This window comes from Amazonocrinis nigriterrae CENA67, from assembly GCF_016056305.1.
GTDB lineage: Bacteria > Cyanobacteriota > Cyanobacteriia > Cyanobacteriales > Nostocaceae > Amazonocrinis > Amazonocrinis nigriterrae.
In genome coordinates, this window is the sequence record NZ_JAECZC010000097.1 from 16708 (window position 1) to 39073 (window position 22366).

The 22366-nt window shown below is 40.4% G+C and carries 21 protein-coding genes; 15 read left to right on the forward strand and 6 right to left on the reverse strand.

Going from position 1 to position 22366, the window contains the following annotated elements; all coding sequences use genetic code 11:
• Positions 1–656 precede the first annotated feature (656 nt).
• The 3 genes from glyS to I8748_RS30455 all read left to right on the forward strand — a co-directional run bounded on the left by glyS (position 657) and on the right by I8748_RS30455 (position 7371).
• Positions 657–2807 carry a glycine--tRNA ligase subunit beta gene (gene glyS / locus I8748_RS30445; protein ID WP_198128218.1) on the forward strand — a complete coding sequence of 717 codons (2151 nt, stop codon included), beginning with the start codon at positions 657–659 and terminating at the stop codon, positions 2805–2807.
• Positions 2808–2891: 84 nt separating this feature from the next.
• Positions 2892–4385 (forward strand): UDP-N-acetylmuramoyl-L-alanine--D-glutamate ligase, encoded by a 1494-nt coding sequence (murD, locus tag I8748_RS30450; RefSeq protein ID WP_198128219.1) that lies wholly within the window; start codon positions 2892–2894, stop codon positions 4383–4385.
• 775 nt (positions 4386–5160) lie between these two features.
• Positions 5161–7371, forward strand: coding sequence for an ATP-binding protein (locus I8748_RS30455; RefSeq protein ID WP_198128220.1), 2211 nt, complete (start codon positions 5161–5163; stop codon positions 7369–7371).
• 89 nt (positions 7372–7460) lie between these two features.
• Here I8748_RS30455 and I8748_RS30460 read toward each other — a convergent pair whose 3' ends face one another.
• Positions 7461–8627 (reverse strand): pyridoxal phosphate-dependent aminotransferase, encoded by a 1167-nt coding sequence (locus tag I8748_RS30460; protein WP_198128221.1) that lies wholly within the window; start codon positions 8625–8627, stop codon positions 7461–7463.
• 235 nt (positions 8628–8862) lie between these two features.
• Positions 8863–9759: a bestrophin family protein gene (locus I8748_RS30465; RefSeq protein ID WP_198128222.1), complete on the reverse strand. Its 897-nt coding sequence runs from the start codon at positions 9757–9759 to the stop codon at positions 8863–8865.
• A gap of 401 nt (positions 9760–10160) precedes the next feature.
• On the opposite strand from I8748_RS30465, the gene I8748_RS30470 reads away from it, so the two are divergent.
• Entirely contained in the window at positions 10161–10478 is a 318-nt protein-coding gene (locus tag I8748_RS30470; RefSeq protein WP_198128223.1) for a hypothetical protein, read from the forward strand.
• A 75-nt stretch (positions 10479–10553) separates the two neighbouring features.
• On the opposite strand, the gene I8748_RS30475 is transcribed toward I8748_RS30470, so the two are convergent.
• Positions 10554–10955, reverse strand: a complete 402-nt coding sequence (locus I8748_RS30475) for an STAS/SEC14 domain-containing protein (RefSeq protein ID WP_198128224.1) — start codon at positions 10953–10955, stop codon at positions 10554–10556.
• Between the two features lie 200 nt (positions 10956–11155).
• On the opposite strand from I8748_RS30475, the gene I8748_RS30480 reads away from it, so the two are divergent.
• The gene (locus I8748_RS30480) at positions 11156–11371 is read left to right on the forward strand and encodes a hypervirulence associated TUDOR domain-containing protein (protein WP_198128225.1); all 216 of its coding nucleotides are present in this window, start codon (positions 11156–11158) and stop codon (positions 11369–11371) included.
• Between the two features lie 9 nt (positions 11372–11380).
• Positions 11381–11719, forward strand: coding sequence for a DUF3140 domain-containing protein (locus I8748_RS30485; protein WP_198128226.1), 339 nt, complete (start codon positions 11381–11383; stop codon positions 11717–11719).
• A gap of 62 nt (positions 11720–11781) precedes the next feature.
• Here I8748_RS30485 and I8748_RS30490 read toward each other — a convergent pair whose 3' ends face one another.
• Together I8748_RS30490 and I8748_RS30495 are read right to left on the reverse strand one after the other, a co-directional pair.
• Positions 11782–12159 (reverse strand): hypothetical protein, encoded by a 378-nt coding sequence (locus I8748_RS30490; RefSeq protein WP_198128227.1) that lies wholly within the window; start codon positions 12157–12159, stop codon positions 11782–11784.
• A gap of 553 nt (positions 12160–12712) precedes the next feature.
• Positions 12713–13771: an NAD(P)/FAD-dependent oxidoreductase gene (locus tag I8748_RS30495; RefSeq protein ID WP_198128228.1), complete on the reverse strand. Its 1059-nt coding sequence runs from the start codon at positions 13769–13771 to the stop codon at positions 12713–12715.
• A 199-nt stretch (positions 13772–13970) separates the two neighbouring features.
• On the opposite strand from I8748_RS30495, the gene I8748_RS30500 reads away from it, so the two are divergent.
• From I8748_RS30500 to I8748_RS30535, 8 genes are all read left to right on the forward strand, one after another.
• Positions 13971–14813 carry a YaaW family protein gene (locus I8748_RS30500; RefSeq protein WP_096557277.1) on the forward strand — a complete coding sequence of 281 codons (843 nt, stop codon included), beginning with the start codon at positions 13971–13973 and terminating at the stop codon, positions 14811–14813.
• Positions 14795–16165 carry an O-antigen ligase family protein gene (locus tag I8748_RS30505; RefSeq protein ID WP_198128229.1) on the forward strand — a complete coding sequence of 457 codons (1371 nt, stop codon included), beginning with the start codon at positions 14795–14797 and terminating at the stop codon, positions 16163–16165. Before I8748_RS30500 ends, I8748_RS30505 begins: the two co-directional genes overlap by 19 nt.
• Before the next feature lie 427 nt (positions 16166–16592).
• Positions 16593–16877, forward strand: coding sequence for a type II toxin-antitoxin system HicA family toxin (locus I8748_RS30510; protein ID WP_198128230.1), 285 nt, complete (start codon positions 16593–16595; stop codon positions 16875–16877).
• Complete coding sequence (locus I8748_RS30515; protein WP_198128250.1) at positions 16864–17187, forward strand: type II toxin-antitoxin system HicB family antitoxin; 324 nt, start codon at positions 16864–16866, stop codon at positions 17185–17187. The genes I8748_RS30510 and I8748_RS30515 overlap by 14 nt, the downstream gene beginning before the upstream one ends.
• Before the next feature lie 284 nt (positions 17188–17471).
• Positions 17472–17993, forward strand: a complete 522-nt coding sequence (locus I8748_RS30520; RefSeq protein ID WP_198128231.1) for a Ycf51 family protein — start codon at positions 17472–17474, stop codon at positions 17991–17993.
• On the forward strand, positions 17993–18184 hold the full coding sequence (locus tag I8748_RS30525; RefSeq protein ID WP_198128232.1) for a hypothetical protein: 192 nt from the start codon (positions 17993–17995) through the stop codon (positions 18182–18184). Before I8748_RS30520 ends, I8748_RS30525 begins: the two co-directional genes overlap by 1 nt.
• A 627-nt stretch (positions 18185–18811) precedes the next feature.
• Entirely contained in the window at positions 18812–20002 is a 1191-nt protein-coding gene (locus tag I8748_RS30530) for an iron-containing alcohol dehydrogenase family protein (RefSeq protein ID WP_198128233.1), read from the forward strand.
• Complete coding sequence (locus I8748_RS30535) at positions 19999–21210, forward strand: aspartate aminotransferase (RefSeq protein ID WP_198128234.1); 1212 nt, start codon at positions 19999–20001, stop codon at positions 21208–21210. Before I8748_RS30530 ends, I8748_RS30535 begins: the two co-directional genes overlap by 4 nt.
• A 166-nt stretch (positions 21211–21376) precedes the next feature.
• On the opposite strand, the gene I8748_RS30540 is transcribed toward I8748_RS30535, so the two are convergent.
• The gene (locus tag I8748_RS30540; protein ID WP_198128235.1) at positions 21377–21595 is read right to left on the reverse strand and encodes a hypothetical protein; all 219 of its coding nucleotides are present in this window, start codon (positions 21593–21595) and stop codon (positions 21377–21379) included.
• Positions 21596–21698: 103 nt separating this feature from the next.
• On the opposite strand from I8748_RS30540, the gene I8748_RS30545 reads away from it, so the two are divergent.
• Positions 21699–22277, forward strand: coding sequence for a prolyl hydroxylase family protein (locus I8748_RS30545; protein WP_198128236.1), 579 nt, complete (start codon positions 21699–21701; stop codon positions 22275–22277).
• The last annotated feature ends 89 nt before the right edge of the window (positions 22278–22366 follow it).

Here is a 22366-nt window from a genome sequence, read left to right on the forward strand (position 1 = left end):
CACCAGGGTGGAGAGAACCACTTATGACAGTTTATCAACTGCACAATCAGTCAGATAAAAATCAATACATGAGTCCTGTTGATACAAACTCCAATTATTTATCGTGATATGCTTTATGATCTAGCTGGCTATTACAACAGTAGATTGGATTGCAGATTTTAATAAATGCTAAAAAATCTTCATATAAATTGTATCATCTAAGCACAATTTGGGTGACTTTTTACTTCGTAAGTAAAATTTTTTTTATTTAATTCAAATAAATGGCCAAATATTCAAAAGTTAAATCATTTACACTTTGCCTCAAATGTATCTATTTAAATATAGCCTTCTGATACGAGAAGACTAAGTAAAATTTGTGGTTCGTAATATTTTTACGTTTGACCCCAATCTCAACAATGATTATGGTAAATAAAGCGCTAAAAGCGATTACTAGTAGTTTTTTCATAATCCTTCCGTTGAAAATTTGCGCTTGTGGGGCTAACCATCGCCACTTGCACAGGTTAACGGGCTGAGTCTTGGTTATTTAAAGCACTCTGCGCTCGATCAAGTCCTTGCTAAACTGTTTTGCATGGCATACATACGTCAGCATTACGGCGAGGTAAACTGTTGGAATTGACTGATAAAGTTGAGCTACGCAACGTTAAAAACATTGTCCTATGCCTGCATTTTTATTAGAACTTGGTACAGAAGAACTACCCGCAAGTTTTCTCAGTGATGCCTTAGTGCAGTGGCGATCGCGCATTCCCCAAAGTCTAGAAGCCAATAACCTTACAGGCGCATCTGTAGACGTTTACGGTACTCCCAGGCGCTTAGCAATCCTCATTCAAGGTCTACCATCCCAGCAACCAGACCGGGAAGAAGAAATCAAAGGCCCACCCGCCCAAGCAGCTTTTAAAGATGGCAAACCCACACCAGCAGCAGTAGGCTTTGCCAAAAAGCAAGGAGTAGAAATCGACGCTTTGGAAGTTCGCCCCACAGACAAAGGGGATTTTGTCTTTGTGCAAAAAAGAATTCCCGGTCGTCCGGTGGCGGAAATTTTGACAGAACTTGTACCTCAGTGGATTTCCAGTTTAGAAGGTAAGCGGTTGATGCGCTGGGGTGACGGAGACATGAAGTTTTCCCGGCCAATTCGCTGGCTGGTGGCTTTGTTAGATGAGACAGTGCTGGCGATCGCCTTAGAAAATGGTTCAGAAACCATTACCAGCGGCCGCATTTCTTACGGCCATCGCGTCTTACATCCTGAAACTGTGACAATTGACCAAGCAACTGATTATGTTAGTACCCTGCGTTCTGCCTCTGTCGTAGTTGATGCTGATGAACGAGCAACTACAATTAAACAGCAAGTTGAGGCGGCTGTACAAAATTTAAATGGTTCTACTGAAATCTATCCTAATTTGTTAGAAGAAGTCACTAACTTAGTAGAATGTCCATCCGCAGTTGTTGGGAGATTTGAAGGCGAATTTTTGCACTTGCCTGTGGAAGTAATTACCACAGTTATGGTCAGTCATCAGCGTTATTTTCCTGTGTTCAAAACAGCAAATAACCAAGAATTACTGCCCTATTTCGTCACTGTTTCCAACGGCGATCCCGCCAAATCAGATATTATTGCCGTTGGCAATGAAAGAGTCATCCGCGCCAGATTGGCAGATGGACAGTTTTTCTACAAAACTGATTTAGCCAAACCTTTAGAAAGCTTTTTACCACAATTAGAAAAAGTTACTTTCCAAGAAGATTTGGGTTCTCTACGTGCCAAGGTAGATAGAGTCATCAAAATTGCTGACCAAATTACCACACAACTGCAATTGGGAGAACAAGAACGCCACAACATCGAAAGAGCAGCTTTGCTATCTAAAGCTGATTTGGTGAGTCAAATGGTTTATGAATTCCCAGAATTACAAGGGATAATGGGACAAAAATATGCTTTAGCTAGCAACGAACCAAAAGAAGTAGCAACAGCAATTTTTGAACATTATTTACCACGGGGAGCCGACGATATTTTACCCCAAAGCTTAACAGGTCAAGTTGTCGGTCTAGCAGATAGATTAGACACATTAGTTAGTATCTTTGGCTTGGGCTTAATTCCCACAGGTTCTTCTGATCCCTTTGCTTTGCGACGAGCAGCAAACGCTGTAGTTAACATTACATGGACAGCTAATTTGCAAATAAATTTAGAAACTTTATTAGAGCAAATAGCAACCGATTTTGCAACTACATACAACAAAGACCAAGCAGAATTAACTAAAACATTGCAAGAATTTTTCTTGCAACGCATCCGCACCTTACTGCAAGAAGAAAAGCAAATTGACTATGACCTAGTGAACGCCGTTTTGGGAGAAAATGACCCAGAATATACAGAACGAGCCTTAAAAGATTTATTGGATGTGCGCGATCGCGCTTTGTACCTCCAAAAAATTCGCAATGACGGCACATTAGATAAAATCTACGAAACCGTCAACCGTTCCACAAGGTTAGCAGCCCAAGGTGATTTAGATACCAAACAGCTAGAACCAACAGCTGTAATTGACAAAGAATTATTCCAAAAGCCTTCCGAAGCAGCTTTCTACGATGCAGTTATTGATTTGGTACCGCAAACTCAAACAGCCCAGCAATCAAGAAATTATCAACTGTTAGTAGCAGCCTTAGAAAAAATTGCTCCCACCGTAAGTAACTTTTTTGATGGCCCCGATAGCGTGTTAGTTATGGATTCCGACCCCAAAATCAAGCGCAATCGCTTGTATTTGCTGGGATTACTGCGGAATCATGCCCGCGTGCTGGCTGATTTTGGTGCGATCGTCAAAAATCTGTAACCTCAAGTAACAAAAGGGTGGTGTAATTTTTGCCGATAAGCGGTAGTATAAGGAGTGCTTAACCAGGGTACTCTGCTACAGTCTATGCCAAGAGCTTCTGTAATTGGATTGGGAAAATCCGGTATTGCTGCGGCGAGATTGTTGAAAAGGGAAGGCTGGGAGGTGGAACTAAGCGATCGCAACACCTCCGAAACCCTCCTCAAACAACAACAAGAACTTGCTGACGAACAGATAACTGTTAAACTAGGACATTCCCTAGAATTGGATGATACTGATTTATCCCAGTTAATTGTTGTCAGTCCTGGTGTACCTTGGGATATTCCCGTGTTAGTCAAAGCACGAGAATTAGGCATTGAAACCATTGGTGAAATGGAACTCGCTTGGCGATACTTACAAGCTTTACCTTGGGTGGGAATCACCGGCACCAACGGCAAAACTACAACCACCGCCTTAATTGCTGCAATTTTTCAAGCAGCCGGATTAAATGCCCCCGCTTGCGGTAACATTGGCTACGCCGCCTGTGAAGTTGCCCTGTCTTTCAAGAAAGCAGGGGAGCAGGGGAGCAGAGGTGCAGGAGAAGCAGGGGAGCAGGGGAGCAGAGGTGCAGGGGAGAACGCTGATAACTTCTCACTCCTAACTCCTAACTCCTCACTCCTAACTCCTAATTCTTTACTCGACTGGGTAATTGCCGAAATTAGCAGCTATCAAATTGAATCTTCTGTATCCCTTGCACCTCGCATCGGTGTTTGGACAACCTTTACACCAGATCATTTGGCGCGTCACAAGACTTTAGAAAACTACTACAACATTAAAGCTAAGCTTTTGCGTCAGTCGCATTTGCAAATATTCAATGGTGATGATCCTTATTTACATAAAGTCGGTAAAAGTGATTGGCCTGATGCTTACTGGACAAGTGTAAAAGGCAAGGATTTTTTAATCGGGGAACAAGGCTTTTATATAGAAGATGGATGGGTTGTAGAAAAGTTGCAGAACTCCACACCAGAAAGAATTGTGGAAGCCTCGGCTTTGCGAATGGTGGGTGAACATAACCTGCAAAATCTGCTGATGGCAGTAGCAGCAGCGCGGTTGGCAGGAATTAATCGCGATGCCATTGATACTGCAATTCGTGAATTTCCTGGTGTTGCCCATCGCTTAGAATATATCTGCGCTTGGGAAGGTATTGACTTTATTAACGACAGCAAAGCCACTAACTATGATGCTGCGGAAGTGGGGTTAGCATCAGTCAAAAGTCCAGCAATTTTGATTGCAGGTGGAGAAGCAAAACCTGGTGATGATACTGCTTGGTTAGCAAAAATTAAAACTAAAGCAGCAGCAGTATTATTGATTGGCAGTGCTGCACCGGCGTTTGCCCAACGTTTGCAACAGGTGGGTTATTCTCATTACGAAATCGTGGAAACGATGGAGAAGGCAGTTCCTAGATCGGCAAAATTAGCCAAACAGTATCAAGCACCTGTAGTGCTGTTGTCTCCTGCTTGTGCCAGTTTCGATCAATACCCAAATTTTGAGGTTAGGGGAGACGATTTTCGTAGGTTGTGTCTTGCTTGGGTAGGTAGTTAAGTATTTGGAAGCAGGCAAGTCAACAGCTAGTACAACATATAAATATAGAGGTTTTCATCCAAGTCAGGTATGGGCTAATTGTAGAGGCAATTTATGAATTGTTTGTACAGTGTACCTTTGATTTAGGATAATTCCTCCATTTTTATTGCATCAATCTTCTAGCCTGTTATCTGTAAATACCCTTACCTAAATGGCAGGCTTGTCAAATAAAATTCAGTAATTTTTCAGAGTTTATGAATAGTTACTTTATAGAAAAATTAAAGAATTTTTATAATAAGCCTCGTGACTTTTTCAAAAATTATTTTAGTATTTAATTTTCTCAACTTAATGATAAATATATTTTATCAATTAAATATTTAAAACATAATTGCTTAAATAAAACTTTGTAAAATATACGAATATTCTCTCTATGCAGAAATTAATTATTCGGCAAAAATTATTTATTGTAAATAAGTGAATATCATTAAATTAGTACTTGTAACAATGTAATAAATTTTCAATTCTTTCTGACAGTATTGAATAATTAATAGTCCAGTAAATCTTGATTTTTGACAACTTTAAACTATATTTGGTACACATAGCACAAAACAGATATAAAAATATACTCACTATTATAAGGCTTTTTACTACTGGCTTTTACTTAATCTATATTAGTTATTCATACTAGCTAAAATTAGGTTTGCGTGCTATTAAATTATTTTTAAATTAATTTCTTAATTTAAAAGATGATAGTTATTTATTCCATTTAGTTGTTCCCTAATAAACAAACCTAATAATGAAAAAGTGTCAATTCCCTAGAATTAAAGTTTTGCCATTACAACTTGTTCTGATTGTTCCGTTCGTTTTACAAATTTTTGGAGCAGTAAGTTTGGTTGGCTTTCTGTCATTTAAAAATGGACAGAAAGCTGTCAACGACTTAGCAGACCAACTAATGAATCGAACAAACACGATGGTGGAACAGCATCTGAATTCTTATCTATCTATTCCTCACAAAGTGAACCAGATTAATGCTGATGCCATTGAAATGGGATTATTAAATGTGCGCGATCGCATAACTATGGGCAAATATTTCTGGAAACAAATGCAGGCCTATGATTTATCTTATATCGGTATTGGGCTGACTACAGGTGAAGGAGCAGGAGCCGCACGGTATGACGGCAAAACTCTCACAATCGATGATTGGGGTGCGAAACCTCCAAAAAATCTTTACACCTATGCCACTGATGACCAAGGCAATCGCACCCGTCTCACTACTATTTATGATTGGGACAACTTTCAGATGTCCTGGTATACAGAACCTATAAAAGCAGGTAAACCTGTGTGGTCGCGGATTTACACTTGGAATAACCCAAATCATCCATACATCGTTGCTTCCGCTGGTCGTCCCATTTACGATGCACAAAAACGATTACTGGGAATGGTCGCCACAGATATCCATTTATTGAAGCTGAGCGAGTTTTTACAACATTTGGATGTCAGTCGCACTGGACAAGTTTTTATTCTAGAGCGCAATGGGATGTTGATTGCGAACTCTAGCCATCAACAACCCTTTACCATAGTCAAAAACAAGATTCAGCGGTTGAAAGCTACAGATAGTCCCGATCCCATAGTTCGGAACATCAGCCAACAGATCCAGCAAAAATTTAATGGTTTCCAATCTATTAGCGAACCCAAAAAGCTGCAATTCAAATCGCAAAAAGAAGCAGATTTTGTGTATATCTCTCCTTGGCATGACTCATATGGACTGGATTGGCTAGTAGTGGTGAGTGTACCGGAACACACTTTTATGGCACAAATTAATGCCAACACTAACACTACAATTGTGCTTTGCTTGGGGGCATTGATATTGGCAACTTTGATGGCATACGTTACCTCTCGTTGTATTGCACACCCGATTGTGAGATTGAACCAAGCAAGTCAGGCTATGGCATCTGGCAACTTAGATCAAGTAGTAGATGACAGCAATATCCAGGAATTCAACAAGCTTGCTCACTCTTTTAATTACATGGCAGGGCAATTACGCGAATCCTTTAACGACTTAGAAAATAGCAAGGCAGAACTAGAAGACCGAGTGGAAGAACGTACAGCTGAACTTAAAACCATATTGAGTGAGTTGCAGCGCACCCAGGCACAAGTAATTCAGAGTGAAAAAATGTCTAGTCTCGGTCAACTTGTAGCAGGGGTAGCACATGAAATCAACAATCCAGTGAACTTTATTCACGGCAACATTAGTCATCTGAACGAATACACTCAAGATTTGCTGCAAATGATTTATCTCTATCAAGAACGCCATTCTAGTGATGACCCAGAAATTCAAGCATTTGCAGACAAAATTGACCTCGAATTCCTCATTGAAGATTTACAAAAAATGCTGTCTTCCATAAGAATAGGCACTGAGCGGATTCGCACTATTGTGTTATCATTGCGGAACTTTTCGCGCATGGATGAAGCAGAATTTAAAGTAGTTAATATTCATGAAGGCATTGAAAGTACACTATTAATTCTGCAACATCGGCTCAAAGACAAACCAGAGCGTCCAGCAATTGAAATAATTCGAGATTATAGCAATTTACCTCAAGTAGAATGCTATGCTGGGCAACTCAATCAAGTTTTGATGAATATTCTGGTAAATGCAATGGATGCCTTAGATGAGGTAGATGCCCAGCGTACCAGTGAACAGATGAAAGCAAATCCCAGTCAAATTACTATTCGTACTTCAGTGATTGATTCGCAGTGGGTAGAAATTGCGATCGCTGATAATGGGCTAGGAATGCCAGAACAGGTTAAAAACCGAGTATTCGATCCTTTTTTCACTACTAAACCTGTGGGTAAAGGCACAGGTATGGGCATGGCCATCAGCTATCAAATTATTATTGAAAAACATCGTGGTAAATTGCAGTGTTTTTCTACCATTGGCAAAGGAACTGAGTTTATAATTCAACTGCCTATCCAACAACAAGTTTTGCAACTCCCCACGGCTATGTAACTAACGCGATGACTCAGTTACATTAAAAAGCCGGGGGATTGTTGGTTCACGAGACCGTCTGTTACCTCACTTCCTGTGCTGTGAGGAAGCTAAATACGCGATCGCACGAATTTCTCTAACCTATCCATGCCTTTTTCAATTGTTGCCAAATCTGTGGCATAGGAAAGGCGAATATTGTTATCAGCACCAAAGGCAATTCCGGGAATTACCGCAACTTGATGTTCTTCCAACAGCGCATCGCAAAATTCCAAGGATTTGAGATTAGTTTTGCTGATGTCAGGAAACAGATAAAAAGCGCCGTCTGGTTTGGGACAACTGAGTCCGGGAATGGCGTTGATTCTCTCTAACATTACCTGTCGCCGTTTGGCAAAAGCTTGGCGCATTTCTTCTACACAGTCTTGAGAACTTTCTAAAGCGGCGATCGCACCATATTGGGCAAAGGTACAAACGTTAGATGTACTATGTCCTTGGATGGTACTTGCTGCTTTGATAATCTCCAATGGCCCCGCTAAATAGCCGATACGCCACCCTGTCATCGAGTAAGCTTTGGCAAACCCGTTACTAATTAAGGTGCGGTCAAAAATTTCCTTTCCTAGAGAACCAATGCTGAGATGTTCTGCACCATCGTAGAGAATCTTTTCGTAAATTTCGTCGGAAACTACGAAGATATCTGCATCAACTATTACCTCTGCCAGTGCTTTGATTTCATCTGGCGTGTAAACCATTCCCGTGGGGTTTGATGGGGAGTTGAGGATAAATAACTTAGTTTTAGGCGTGATTGCTTTACGTAGTTGATCCGGTGTAATTTTGTAGCCAGTTGAAGCATCTGTGTGAACAATCACCGATACTCCACCGACCAAAGTCACCATTTCCGGGTAACTTAGCCAGTAGGGAGCAGGGATGATCACTTCATCACCTGGATCGATTAACGCTACGATCAAATTGTATAGAGAATGCTTACCGCCGTTAGTGACGATCACATTCTCTGGCTTGTAATCAAGACTATTATCAGTTTTGAGCTTGCGGGCGATCGCTTCCCTTAACTTTGGTTCTCCGGCTGCTGGGCCATACTTGGTTTTGCCTTCATCCAAAGCTTTTGCTGCTGCGGCTTTGATGTGCGCTGGGGTGTCAAAATCCGGTTCTCCAGCACTAAAACTACAAACATCTATTCCTTCTGCCTTCAGTGCTTTAGCTTTAGCTGCGATCGCTAAAGTCAATGAAGGTGTCACCTGACTCACTCTTGCTGCCAGTTTCATTATTACTTTCTTCGGCCAATCTCTCACTCATTTTAGAATATCCCAGAATCCCTATTGAGATTTGCCTTTTAAGAATTCCTTAGCTGGCTGCTGACTGTTGACCGAAAATTTTTCAGACATCAAGCTAAGGCACAGGTGGTTCTAATCGCCGTTCAAAAATCAAGGGTATTTAATTCAATTATTTTCGTAAACTTTTATACTCAATTATTGCTAGCTTTTTGGTGACTTCTAGCTTTCAATTGTAGGACTCAACGCTAGGAGTCAAGCTGATTAAATCATCAATATTTCGTTTCATATTATAGCAGATTGTATCTAGTGGCAAATCATTGGCATCGTAGCCAAAAGGATTTTCTATTTCCAATCCGATAGCTTCAATTCCAAATAAGGTAAAACTGATTAAAGCAACAATTAACCCTGTCCACCACCCAAGACTATGTACTAATTGGAAAGGCAAAAGGCAGCAATATAATAACATTAACTGCTTGAGATGAATTGCATAGGCTAAGGGCATTGGTGTTTTTAAAATTCTCTCACAAGAGCCTAAATTATCTACTAGCTTATTTAATAATTCTTGCATATTGGATAATTGATAACTATTTATACATTTGCGGTTGTACTGCTGCTTGAGGAAATCTTCTATCCAAAAAGCCACTTCTAAAGGAGGATTATTCATATTCTTCAGTTTGAGATATTTAGAATATGACATCAAGTTTTCTAGCTCACTGTTTACCCCTTCTCCTCGCAAATGTAATTTAGTGGCAACAGCAAAAGCCACCAACAAGTATAATGTGCCAATTTTTTTATTTCTGTCTTCTGGGTGAATTTCATCAATGCTAACCCAAATTTGTCGCGCCAGATTCCTGACATTGTTCACTATAGAACCCCAGTTTTTTCGACCTTCCCAAAAACGATCATAAGCTGTATTCGTGCGAAAAACTAATAATAAACCTAAAACAATACTGGGAATAACGTTTTGGAAAATAGGTTGTGATACAGGGAATTTAAAATAGTAAAGTATAGAAATTAAAACACCAAATAAACCACACCCGATCACACGTCGATAAATTGCTGAAATTACCGAACCTTTTATCTGTAAAGCAGTTTTTAACCATCGCACTTTTTTGACTGACATGCAATTCACCCAAAGGAAAATTTACCGAAGAGATTCAGAAAGTATCTGATAACTTAAAAATCATAACTCTGGAAGTAGCACAACTGTCACTGAGGAATTTACTATCATTGCAACATCACCATCTTCTTAGCGTTGGAAATTTGGGATTGATGAGGGCGGCACGTTAACTGATATTGTGGTAAAACGCCTTGATGGGCAGTTATAGCAAAGTGCTGAGTGCTTAGCCAGTAGGGTGCGTTATGGACGTTAGTCCTAACGCACCTAAAATCTAGGATGATGCGTTAGCCTACTGTATAAAACTACAAAATGAATGGTATGGAAGTTAATACTAGAGTATGCATTGTCTAGATTTATTCTGATAACATCAAAAAAGAGTCCTAACTCAATAGGTAATCAAAGTTATGGTCGAAACAAAAAAAGTTCCCCCTCGTCGTCAAGGCAGGTTATTTCCAGAATTTACAATACCACCAGAAGAACTGGCTAAAAGACAAGCAAAAAAAGATGCCCGTGGCAAAAAAGCTCGTAATTTTTTTAACCAAATTTGCCCCCAATTGATAGATGAACACTACAATTGGTTCATTACTATTGAACCCAATAGAGGTGATTATTTTATTGACCCAGATATAGAATTAGCTGAACAAAAAGCGCGTCAAAAGTATCCTAGCGGCTGGGTTGTCACCTTTCGTCTCAATGAGACAGGAACTTGTGGCAGAATATGATTTTGGGTAGGTTCGGTGAGATTGGAGAGTTAAAAATAAAAAAGCGATCGCTCTCAGATAAAATAGGTGCGATTTTCAGACATACATTTGTGTCTGAATACCTAAATTTTCCATCAATGCTGTCAGAGAGATTCCGCGCAGACGTGCTAACTCTGATAAATACTCTATGCGTTTGGCTTGTAGTTGTTCTATTTCTCCACTCAAGTTTAATAACTCAATATGCTCCTCTTTTGTCAGAGTTTCAGCATCTCTTTTAGCTATTAATTCATCGTAAAAATTTTGAGTATTTGAAGGAATACCTTGATTAATTTTGAGTAATAATTCAGCTTCGACTTGTGGCAAATTAGAAGCTTTGCGTTGCGCCTGTAATGCTATGACTTGAGATACAAATTGCTCTAAATCAGGTTGGCTTAACTGTTCAACAGCCTTTAATAATTCTTCTGAAGATAAGTGTACTTCCAGTTTAACAGTTGACATTTTCCGCTTCTTGTCAGGTATGGCGATATTCTACCAAGTGTCAGTTTTGCTGTTGCGATCGCCAGCCACCACTCTCACCCACTTTTGCCATTTCAGACTATCGGTAGCTTTTGATAACTGCTTTTTATATCCCTCGACTGATTAATTCCTCCTGCATCGTCAACATAATGGCAGGTATAAAATAGCTAAGAGGAAAAACTGTGACTGAAGAATTCAAGAAAGGCGACAAGGTGAAATGGAATACGGCGCAAGGTGAAACTACTGGCGAGGTAGAAAAAAAATTAACTTCAGCCACAGACATCAAAGGACATCATGTTGCTGCTTCAAAAGACAACCCAGAGTACTTGGTGAAAAGCGACAAAACAGGTAAAGAAGCCGCTCATAAACCTGATGCTCTTGAGGATATTGAGGAGTAATCTTGAGTTATGAGTAAAGATGTCAAATCAGTAATAGATGAGTTTCATTCTTCAGTCAACATGACAGCAAAGGAATTAGAATCTTGGCTGAAAACAGAGGAATCTCAATCGGTTGGACAAAAGAAAGACGACGATGAATCAATCGGACATAAATCTGGTAAGCACATTATTGAGTTGTTGAAAAGCAAAAAAGATGACTATAGTGATGATGATTTATCACACATGAAAAAAGTCATTAGTTATATTCATCGTCACTCAGTACAGCAACCTGAAGGTGATGTTGAACATACGCGCTGGCGATACTCATTAATGAATTGGGGACACGATCCTTTGAAAGTTAAAAGTTAGGAGTTAGGAGTTAGAAATTGTTTTAACTCCTAACTCCTCACTCTTAACTCCTAACTATTGATTTAGCCAAACCAATGAGATGGTTCACAGCCTGGCTGAACCGTTTCACACAAATGATGGCTTATCCAATCTGACTTGTCTTGAAAGATAGAATAAATGCCTTGGTGAATCAAATTTTGTACATGTAGTTGCTGCTCTAATGGACTACGAGGTAACTTGTAATTTAACAAGCACTCTTTTTCTAAATTTTGTACTAAAGTTTGTCCCTCAGATACCGCGCTATAAAAGCAGGGAATGCGGTTGAGAACAAAAGTAATTAACTCTTGACGTAAGTCAGGAATCGCAAAAGCTTGTTGATAAGGATGATATGGATATGTATCCAAAACACTTTCAATCTCTCCTAACACTGTCTGCTGTGTTAAATTAACTACTGTTTTCATAAGTTTTTTTTAACTCCTTTTTTGTCCATTCAATGATTTTTGTAGAACCAAACACTCTACATAGCAGCCGTTGTTGGCAACTAGTTAGAAGTGATTTAACTAATAAGCTGATTCGACCCTAAACTTAACTTTTTATCTTGGTAGAATATCAGACATCTAGCTCTAGTAAATTTAGTGATTTTTTATACTCCTTAACAGGATTAATCCTGAAAATGGTACTTAACAAGTGAAGAGCGTCGATGTTTTATATGTATAGTCTAATTATTTCAAATTTATGATTAGTTGACAAAAAACTATACAAAATGCAGCATTAGCTATTAGGGATCAATTTTAATAATATATTAAGTAATTATAAATTAGTTGTAATATTGAGTACAATAAAACTGTATAATTTATTTACATTACTTATTAATTTAAGTGTGAATTATACTCAAATATTTAAATTTACATCTATAGTATCCTGGAAAATTGGAATTGCTTATGTTCATTTAGTCAGCCACTATATTTGGTGAACTACTACGCCGAGCAACCAGTCTAGCTATAGATCAATTTATTAGGTAAAAACTTTGAAAAAGTTCATATTAGGTAGAAGTAATTGATGCAGCTGATTGTTAATTTCCATAGATGCAGCCAGACCAGAAAGCATTGCACCTTCTACCAGATTGCCACCACACCAATCACCACAACACACTAAAGGTAAGGAACTATTGGCAGATAAAACAGCTTCTTGCCAAGGACGACTAGGAAAGGCGTAGCGCCAACGATGCACTTGCATCCACTCAGGTGTCCCCAACCAAGGAAGCCTCAAACTCTCGGCTGCATGTTGCAACATTTCCTGTGCTGCAGGTTGTAAATCTGATGACTCTAGATAAACTTGGGCAAAATTAGCACTACTTTGCAATACAAAAACAGGTTGCTGAGGGTTGAGGCGCTTGCTGCTATCGAAACCGATCCATCCAAGAACAGGATCATCTACAAAATTTAGGGCTTTCCAGTGTGGAAGGGGTTGGACTGTGGCAGGATAGCCAGCGATCGCACTAATACAAGGATAAAATTCTACAGAACTCAAATTATCCAAAAACTCTTTGCCCAATACACTTTCACCCAAAGGTGTCAACAGCATCAACGCTTGAGGCGCTGGAATCGCCAGGACTAAAGCTTTGGCAGTTAATTCTTCATTGCTAGATTCCAACGTCAAACGCCAACTATTTTCAGGAGTTTGGTTAATGGCTATGACACGCTGATTGAGCAAAATATCCAAACCTGGGGCGAGAAATTTGGCGATCGCACTCATTCCCGCAGGCGCAACATAACGAGGTGCGGAGTTTTCGCCCAGTTCTGAGTTGGGTTTGAGTTCGTAAACTGTGTCTGTCCAGACTTCTAAAATATTGCGATCGCGTAACAATTCCACAAAATTTCCCAACAATTCACCTTTGGGTTTGAGATAACACGCACCATGATCCGCCCAAGTTTCATTCAAGCGGCGTGTGGCGACTCGTCCCCCCAAACCACGGGACTTTTCCACAACTATCACTGAATATCCGGCTTGAGTTAACTGTTGGGCGCAGACTAAACCCGCCATCCCGGCACCAATTACTGCAACATCGGTCATTAGTTATTCGTCCTTTGTGAATGGTCAGTGGTTAGTGGTCAGTGGTTAGTGGTCAGTAGTCAGTGGTTAGTGTTTAATAGAAAAACGGCTGACAACTGACAACTGACAAATAACAACTGACAACATAACTACTGATGACTGCTGAAAGCTAATAGTAGAATAGGGTACAGGAAAGCTGTACGGAAGAGAGGAAGGGAAATTGGATGAGCTGAGGGCGGCGCTTGAGCTAGCAACAGAAGATGAATTGCAGGATTTAACAGCAATTCTGTTTAGTCGTAAGTTTAATCCCCTAGATTATGTTCATACACCAGAACCTATCGATGTCCAAAGTCAAGACCGCAAAGCTTGGCTAGACGCCTTAGAAAGTCGCTTTCGGTTTTTGGCGGCAGATGGGATAACGGTATTACGGGGACGCACAAACCAGGTAAGTTACCGACAAGCGTTAATTCAAGTATGTAAATATTTGAAAATTCCCTATTCTAATCAACTGTCAACCGTTGATTTAGAAGCAGAGGTATTTTTAAATTTGTTAGGGCAAGTGTGGAAAAAATTACCCGAACAGGAAAAGCAAAAATTGACAGCGCGGGTACAGCATCATCTGGTGAAATCAGAACTGAAACAACCACTACCACTTCTATTGCAGCGTGACCCCTTAGGGTTACTTTTCAAAGGCGGTAGTGCGTTGGCTGTGACTTCTATCCTTCAGCCATTCGTTCTTAAACAAATCGCCCAGCAATTTGCCATACACTTTGCTACCTATCAAGTAGCCAAGGAAGCGGCAATTACAGGCTCACAAGCAGCGACAATACAGTTTAAAAACTATGTCGCAATACAAATGGCAAAGCGCGGGATGACTGCAAGTGCAGCTCGTTATGGAGCAGTCCGTAGTATGTTTGCTTTCGTAGGGCCAGTGATGTGGGGTTGGTTTTTTGCTGATTTAGGGTGGAGAGCGATCGCCACTAATTATGGTAGGATCATTCCCACCATTTTTGCTTTAGCGCAAATTCGTCTGACTCGTTCGGAATGTTGGGAGCCAGCTTGAAGTTAGCTTTTTACCATCCCTACCCTGATTTACAAACACCTTGGAATTTTCTGCAATTTGGGTTGCTGATTTTTCCATTGAGTCCGTTTTTGGGGGCTGTTAGTATAATTCTTGCAGCCTTTATCACTTGGCTGCGAAGAAACCGCACAATTATCAGCCTCCCCCTCAATTGGGGTTTTGCCCTTTGGAGTGTCTTACTAATCGTTTCTGCCGGGTTTGCCTATGAAAAAACAGAGGCTTTCGTCGGCTTATTTAATTTATTACCGTTTTTCTTAGTTTTTATTGGCTTAAGCGCTTTAATTCAAACAACAACCCAATTACGCCATCTAGCTTGGATTTTAGTTATAGGTTCGATGCCATTAGTGATTATGGGCTTCGGGCAGATGTTTTTGGGTTGGAATTTCAAATTACAGTTTTTGTGGATTGTGTTAGATTGGGTGATCGCACCTGGAGGAGATCCACCAGGACGTATGGCTGCAATATTCATGCACGCTAACACCTTTGCAGGTTATCTAGGGATTGTCTTTACCCTAGGTTTAGGCTTGTGGCTAGAACAATGGCGTCAAAAGTCAAAAGTCAAAAGTCAAAAGTCATCAGTCAACAGTCAACAGTCATTAGTCATCAGTCCCCAGTCCCCAGTCCCCATCCTCTTTTTAACTGTTGCGATAATTGCCAATTTTATCGCTTTGATTTTAACTAATTCGCGTAATGGGTGGGCGATCGCTATAATTGCCTGTTTGGCTTATGCACTTTACCAAGGTTGGCGTCTGCTTGTGGGTAGTGTCGTTGGTGTCGTGGCTAGCATCCTTTTAGCAGCTTTCGCCCCCTCATCAATAGCTCAATTTTTTCGTCAAGTTGTTCCTGCTTTCTTTTGGGCACGCTTAAACGATGATATGTACCCAGATAGACCAGTCGCCTTAATGCGGAAAACTCAATGGGAGTTTGCCTGGTCTTTGACTCAGCAACATCCTTGGACAGGTTGGGGCTTACGTAATTTTACAGCACTTTATAAAGCACAAATGCAAATTGACTTGGGTCATCCCCACAACTTGTTTTTGATGCTATCTGCTGAAACTGGTTTACCGAGTACTTTGTTATTTTTTAGCTTTCTTAGTTGGGTTTTATTTGCCAGTATCCAACTTTTGCGGAAATCAAACTATATACCTTCAGAAGATAGAGTGATATTTTTTAGCTATCTTGTGGTTTTTGTAAATTGGCTACTATTCAATACAGTAGATGTAACTTTATTCGATTTTCGTTTAAACACACTTTCGTGGGTACTTTTGTCTGCTATTTGTGGAGTAGTTCATCACTATAAACGACACGAAAAGTTAAGAGTAGATCAAAATTGACTTGGCAGTAATTTTGACTATCAACGGCAATGATATCGACTCATTCAGTTTCAGTGGTTACACTGGAGCCTATCAACACTTCCAGTTAATAATATGACTATATTCACATTTGTGACTGTGAGTGTGGCTAATTGCAAATTAGCTACTGTTGCTGATAGTTGGGAAGGTGTAGGGACAACCCTTTTGGGTTTTCCTGCATGACGGGCATCTGTATTTAGATGCCCTTTTATATTTTTTAGGACTTATGCAGCAGAATTTTAAACTATACGGTTTAGTTTGTTACTGGTGTCAGTAAGACTATATCTATCAGGTTAAGGGAGATTGTTAGACGCACTTTTACTTTGACATGTAATTGATTTGATTTTTAAAATTTTGCAAAGTGTGACAAATTTAATCAATCATAGTATCACTACATGATACTATAAAAATGGAACTTAACAGTAGACACCAAAAAACTCTTGATGCCATTTTTCAAGACCCTATTAGATCTAATATCCCTTGGAATGATATTGAGTCTATGCTAATTGCGCTCGGTGCTGAAGTATCACAAGGAAGAGGATCAAGAGTCAGATTTGCTCTTAATGATATCAGAGCTACATTTCACAGACCGCATCCCGAAAAAGAAACTGATAAAGGGGCTGTTAAGTCTATGCGTCGTTTCTTATTAGAAGCTGGTATTAAAGAAGCAAAGACAAATGATGATGAAATATAAAGGATACGAAGCAGTTGTAGAATTTGATGCTGAGGCAGAAATCTTTCATGGAGAAGTAATCAATATTCGGGATGTGATTACTTTTCAAGGTACTAGCGTAAGTGAGCTAAAGCAAGCTTTTCATGATTCAGTTGATGATTATTTAGATTTCTGCAAAGAACGAGGTGAAGAGCCTGATAAACCATTCTCCGGTAAGTTTATGGTCAGAATCAACCCCGAATTACACAAAAAAATTGTAATTAAAGCAAAGAAAGAGGGACAAAGCCTTAACTCACTAGTTGAAAAAATCTTGTACCTGTACGCTAACTAAGTAATTTATCTAATTTTATTTTTTTATGTTTGATAGCCCCTCCAACTGATGTATAAATCATTGAAAACCCCACTGCGAGAGTTTGCAAGTGAGGTTTTTGGTAGTAGTGCATAGTAATGAGCTTCTTAGATTAGCATTGTAGTGATGAACAAAATACCATATAGCACCGATATGCTTGTCCAGCATTTTATTTATCATGACTATGGATCACTACCGAAGTGTAACCACTAGGTAAAATGAATGTGTCGCTAACTAATGCTAAGACACTTAACTAGCCAATCTGTATGTTTACAACAGCTGAGTTTCTTCAATACACCCAATGGTCGGGTATTGCTACGCTGGTATTTGCTGCCTTAGCAGTCCTGGCTTTTATTTTCAAATGGGGCATCCGCTTTCGGCTGGTAGGCACGACTGGCTTTATGCTGGTGCTGACAGGTGGGTTATTTGCACTCTCATTGGTTCCTTTAAGCCGCACTGTAATTCCAGGAGCAATGAAATACACTCTAGTTTATGACAATGGAGCAACACAAGCAGTAATTGCTACATCACCCCAGATTTCACCCACACAATTAGAGGCAACTCTGCGTCAAGCAGCTAGTAATCTATATTCTTATGGTCGCTTAGGTTCACGGGGAGATAACTATCTAACGATTCGTGCCCGTACTCTCATACACCCAGAACCAGGTGTTTCTGTACCACTTTACTTGGGTCAAATCAAGCGAACACTGGCTACGCGTGAAGATCCACAAATGTTAGTTGAGATTTATCAAGAAAAATTTGCTCAATTGCCAAAACCCACTGCTTAATGGCAATAGTTACGAGTTGGGAATTGGGAATTGGGAATTGGGAATTGGATTCTACTATTAGTCATCACATCTCACCCATCACCCATTACCCATTACCCATCTTCCCTACTTCCTTGTTGCATATATCACTTTGCGATCGCATATCCTTGCTTGCTGGAGTCATTGGGTTTTCTGTCCAGGAAGCTTTTTAATAATTTATACTGCTTCACCCATAAGTATATTCCTATAGAGTCGAAATCATTCATCTGTTATCAGGATGACATTGTTTTTTTTGTATATCACAATACAATATTTAGGATTTTTAGATTAAGATAATATTTACTAATTTTACTTAATGAAAAAAAACTCAATTAAATCAGGTGTTGGTAATCAGTGGTGCATACTGCTCAGTAGTTAGTTATTTTCAAGCTAACCAGTGACAACTGACTCATTACCAAGTCACAAATATTTTTACTGAGTATCTCACAGTGGTATCGTTAGTGGAATATACGGTTATTCAATACTTTGATAGTTCGCAATTTGAGGCTAATGGGCATTACTTAAAGTTAAGCTACACCTTCAAAGCACTTTGCGCTGTATCGGGCATTGGGAATTGGGCATTGGGAATTGGGAATTGGAAATTGGAAACAGAAACTCATTTGATTAAGTAAATTTCTTCCTAATCCTCAGTCCCTAGTACCCAGTATCCAATTTCCCAGATTACTAGTAGTAGCAACTTACTCACGTCATCACCATCACCAAGCAAGATGAAAACAATAATACTCAGCGCCAAGTAAAATTTAATTAAGAAATATCAAGGTTTTGGCAAACTAGTTTATATGCATAATCAATTAATCTCTACTCAAACTTTGTCTACTCAAACCTCTAGTTCTTTATTTACCCTTGCGGTTGCGCCAGCAAAAGTCATCCGTGGTTGTGGTGTGTTGCAGGAGGCAGCAGCAGAAATTGCTCGTTTGGGAAGTCGTCCCTTAGTTGTGGCAGGGCGCACTCTTGCCACTGTCCAAAAAAGTTTGCAACCAATTTTAAAAGAACAACAGTTGCAAATTGCCCAAGCTGATTATGGTGCAGATTGCTGTGAAGCGACTCTAAAATCTTTAAAGAAAGCAGCCAAGGAACATAAAGCCGATGTGATTATCGGTGTTGGTGGCGGCAAAGCAATGGATACAGCTAAATTAGTCGCTCATCAATTAGAGTTGCCCGTGGTGACAATTCCCACCTCAGCGGCTACCTGTGCGGCTTGGAGTGCCCTTTCAAATGTATATTCTCCAGAGGGGGCATTTCTCTATGATGTGGCGCTGTCTCGCTGTCCAGATTTATTGATCCTCGACTACGACTTGATTAAAACTGCACCACAACGTACATTAGTAGCCGGTATTGGTGATGCGATCGCTAAGTGGTACGAAGCTTCAGTTAGCAGTGGGCATTCACAACAAACTCTAATTATTTCCGCAGTCCAACAAGCGCGAGTTTTGCGAGATATTTTATTGCAAAAGTCAACCGCTGCCCTCGAACAACCAGGAAGTGAGGTTTGGCAAGAAGTCGTAGATGCCAACGTTCTATTAGCTGGGGTAATTGGGGGATTAGGTGGGGCACAGTGTCGCACCGTTGCCGCCCATGCCGTACATAACGGTTTAACTCACATTTGTGGGCACACTAGTATCCACGGTGAAAAAGTCGCCTATGGTATTTTGGTGCAACTGCGTTTAGAAGAAATGATTCAAGGCAATCAATTAGCAGCAACTGCACGGCAGCAGTTATTGAAGTTTTATGCAGAGATTGGATTGCCGCAAAAATTAGCTGATTTGGGATTGGGCAACATCACATTAAGCGAGTTGCAAACAGCCGCTGAAATTGCCTTAAATCCCAATTCTGACATTCATCGCCTACCATTTAAAGTCGCACTAGAACAGTTAATGGCAGCGATGGTTTCTACTACAGCACCCACAGATAGTAGAGACACCACAAGTCGAGTGTTGACAAGGGGAATAAGTGACGAGGTTGAGGAATGAGTTTGGATTGGATTGTCCCAGCAGAACGTATACAAAAATTGCCACCTTATGTATTTGCCCGTCTGGACGAACTTAAGGCTAAGGCACGGGAACAAGGACTAGATTTAATTGATTTGGGCATGGGAAACCCCGATGGTGCCACACCACAACCAGTGGTAGAAGCCGCGATCGCAGCTTTGCAAAATCCTGCTAATCATGGTTATCCCCCATTTGAAGGTACCGCCAGTTTCCGCCGTGCCATCACTAACTGGTATCGTCGCCGTTATGATGTTGTACTCGATCCTGATAGCGAAGCCCTACCGCTACTTGGTTCCAAAGAAGGATTGGCTCATTTAGCGATCGCTTATATTAACCCAGGTGATTTAGTACTGGTTCCTTCTCCCGCTTACCCCGCCCATTTTCGCGGCCCGGTAATTGCTGGGGGTCAAGTCCACAGCTTGATTCTCAAGCCAGAAAATGACTGGTTAATTGATTTAACTGCCATTCCTGACGAAGTTGCCCAAAAAGCTAAAATTCTCTATTTCAACTATCCCAGCAATCCCACCGCCGCCACTGCCCCCCGCGAATTCTTTGAAGAAATCGTTGCCTTCGCCCGTAAATATGAAATTCTGCTGGTGCATGACTTGTGTTATGCCGAGTTAGCTTTTGATGGTTATCAGCCAACTAGCTTGTTAGAAATTCCCGGTGCGAAAGAAATTGGTGTGGAATTTCACACTCTATCTAAAACCTATAATATGGCTGGTTGGCGTGTAGGTTTTGTGGTGGGTAATCGCCATGTAATTCAAGGTTTACGGACATTGAAAACCAACTTGGATTATGGGATTTTTGCCGCCTTGCAAACAGCAGCAGAAACAGCTTTGCAACTGCCAGATATCTATTTACATGAGGTGCAACAACGCTATCGTACCCGCCGTGATTTCCTGATTCAAGGGTTAGGACAATTGGGTTGGGATATTCCCAAAACCAAAGCCACAATGTATCTTTGGGTGAAATGTCCTGTTGGCATGAGTTCAACAGATTTCGCCCTTGATGTCTTGCAGCAAACAGGTGTTGTTGTCACTCCAGGTAATGCCTTTGGCGTTGCAGGTGAGGGATATGTCAGAATCAGTTTGATTGCCGACTGCGATCGCTTGGGTGAGGCTTTGCATCGCTTTAAGCAAGCTGGTATCCGCTATCAGCCTGAAGTTCTTGTCTCTGCTTCAGAATAGAATACGCAACTAGCACACTAAATAAAATAAAGGTTAAGTTTGTAGGGTGTGTTATCGCCAAGCGCCACCCCATCGCTAGTTTGTAGGTGCGTTAGGACTTCCGGCCATAACGCACCTTACTATATTCAAGCTAAAAAATTGATGACAATGGGCGTAAGTCCTGAGCTTATTTCTCTTCGTTGCCAGTCTTTTGCTCTTCATTTGGACGTTCGGTAGCAGGAGGATAATCTACAAATTCCAGAGTTCTAGTTGTATTTGTAGTAGCGCCTTCTAACAGTATATCTTCAGGGTTTACTGATTTATCCGCAGCTTCATCTATGAGTCCTTCAGCATTAGTATTAGGTTTGTCTGAAGTGCCTTTATGATTAGCATGACCACTTGGCATAACTATTTCCTTAAATATTGATAAACTACACACATCCTCAGCCTAAACTCGTTAGTTGTCAGGGATACACTATCGAAAGGCTTAAATCCAAATTGGCTCGACTATGACCAAGAAAGATTTACTTCGCAACGAAATTTTTACGGTGGAAAATATTCTTTCACCTACGGAATGTGCTGAGTATATTGCTTTAACCGAAAACCTTGGCTATACAGATGCTCCCATTACTACCAGCCGAGGTTTTGAAATACGCCCCGATATTCGCAATAATCAGCGCGTTATCCTTGATGATCAAGAGCGTGCTTTGCAGCTATGGCAACGTGTATCAAGTTATATCCCAAGTAGTATTGGAAGATGGCGGGCTGTTGGGTTGAATGAGCGTTTTCGTTTCTATCGCTATGATCCAGGTCAGCGGTTTGCACCTCACCATGATGGTTCTTATACACGACCCAATGGCGAACAAAGTTTATTGACTTTCATGATTTATCTCAATGAAGGCTTTCAAGGTGGCGAAACCCGCTTTTTTCTTCCCGAATACTACGGTGATTTATCGAATTTTTTTGTGCTGCCAGTAACAGGTATGGCTTTGTGTTTTGTCCACGAGTTAGCACATGAGGGCGCTGCTGTGATTCAAGGGCGGAAGTATGTCTTGCGATCAGATGTAATGTACAGTAGATACTTTTGAAAGTAGAGAAAAAACGTAGCATATATGTAACACTTTATAGAGCCTGGACTTGCATTCTTTAAGTACAGGGTATGATGATAAGAGTAAAG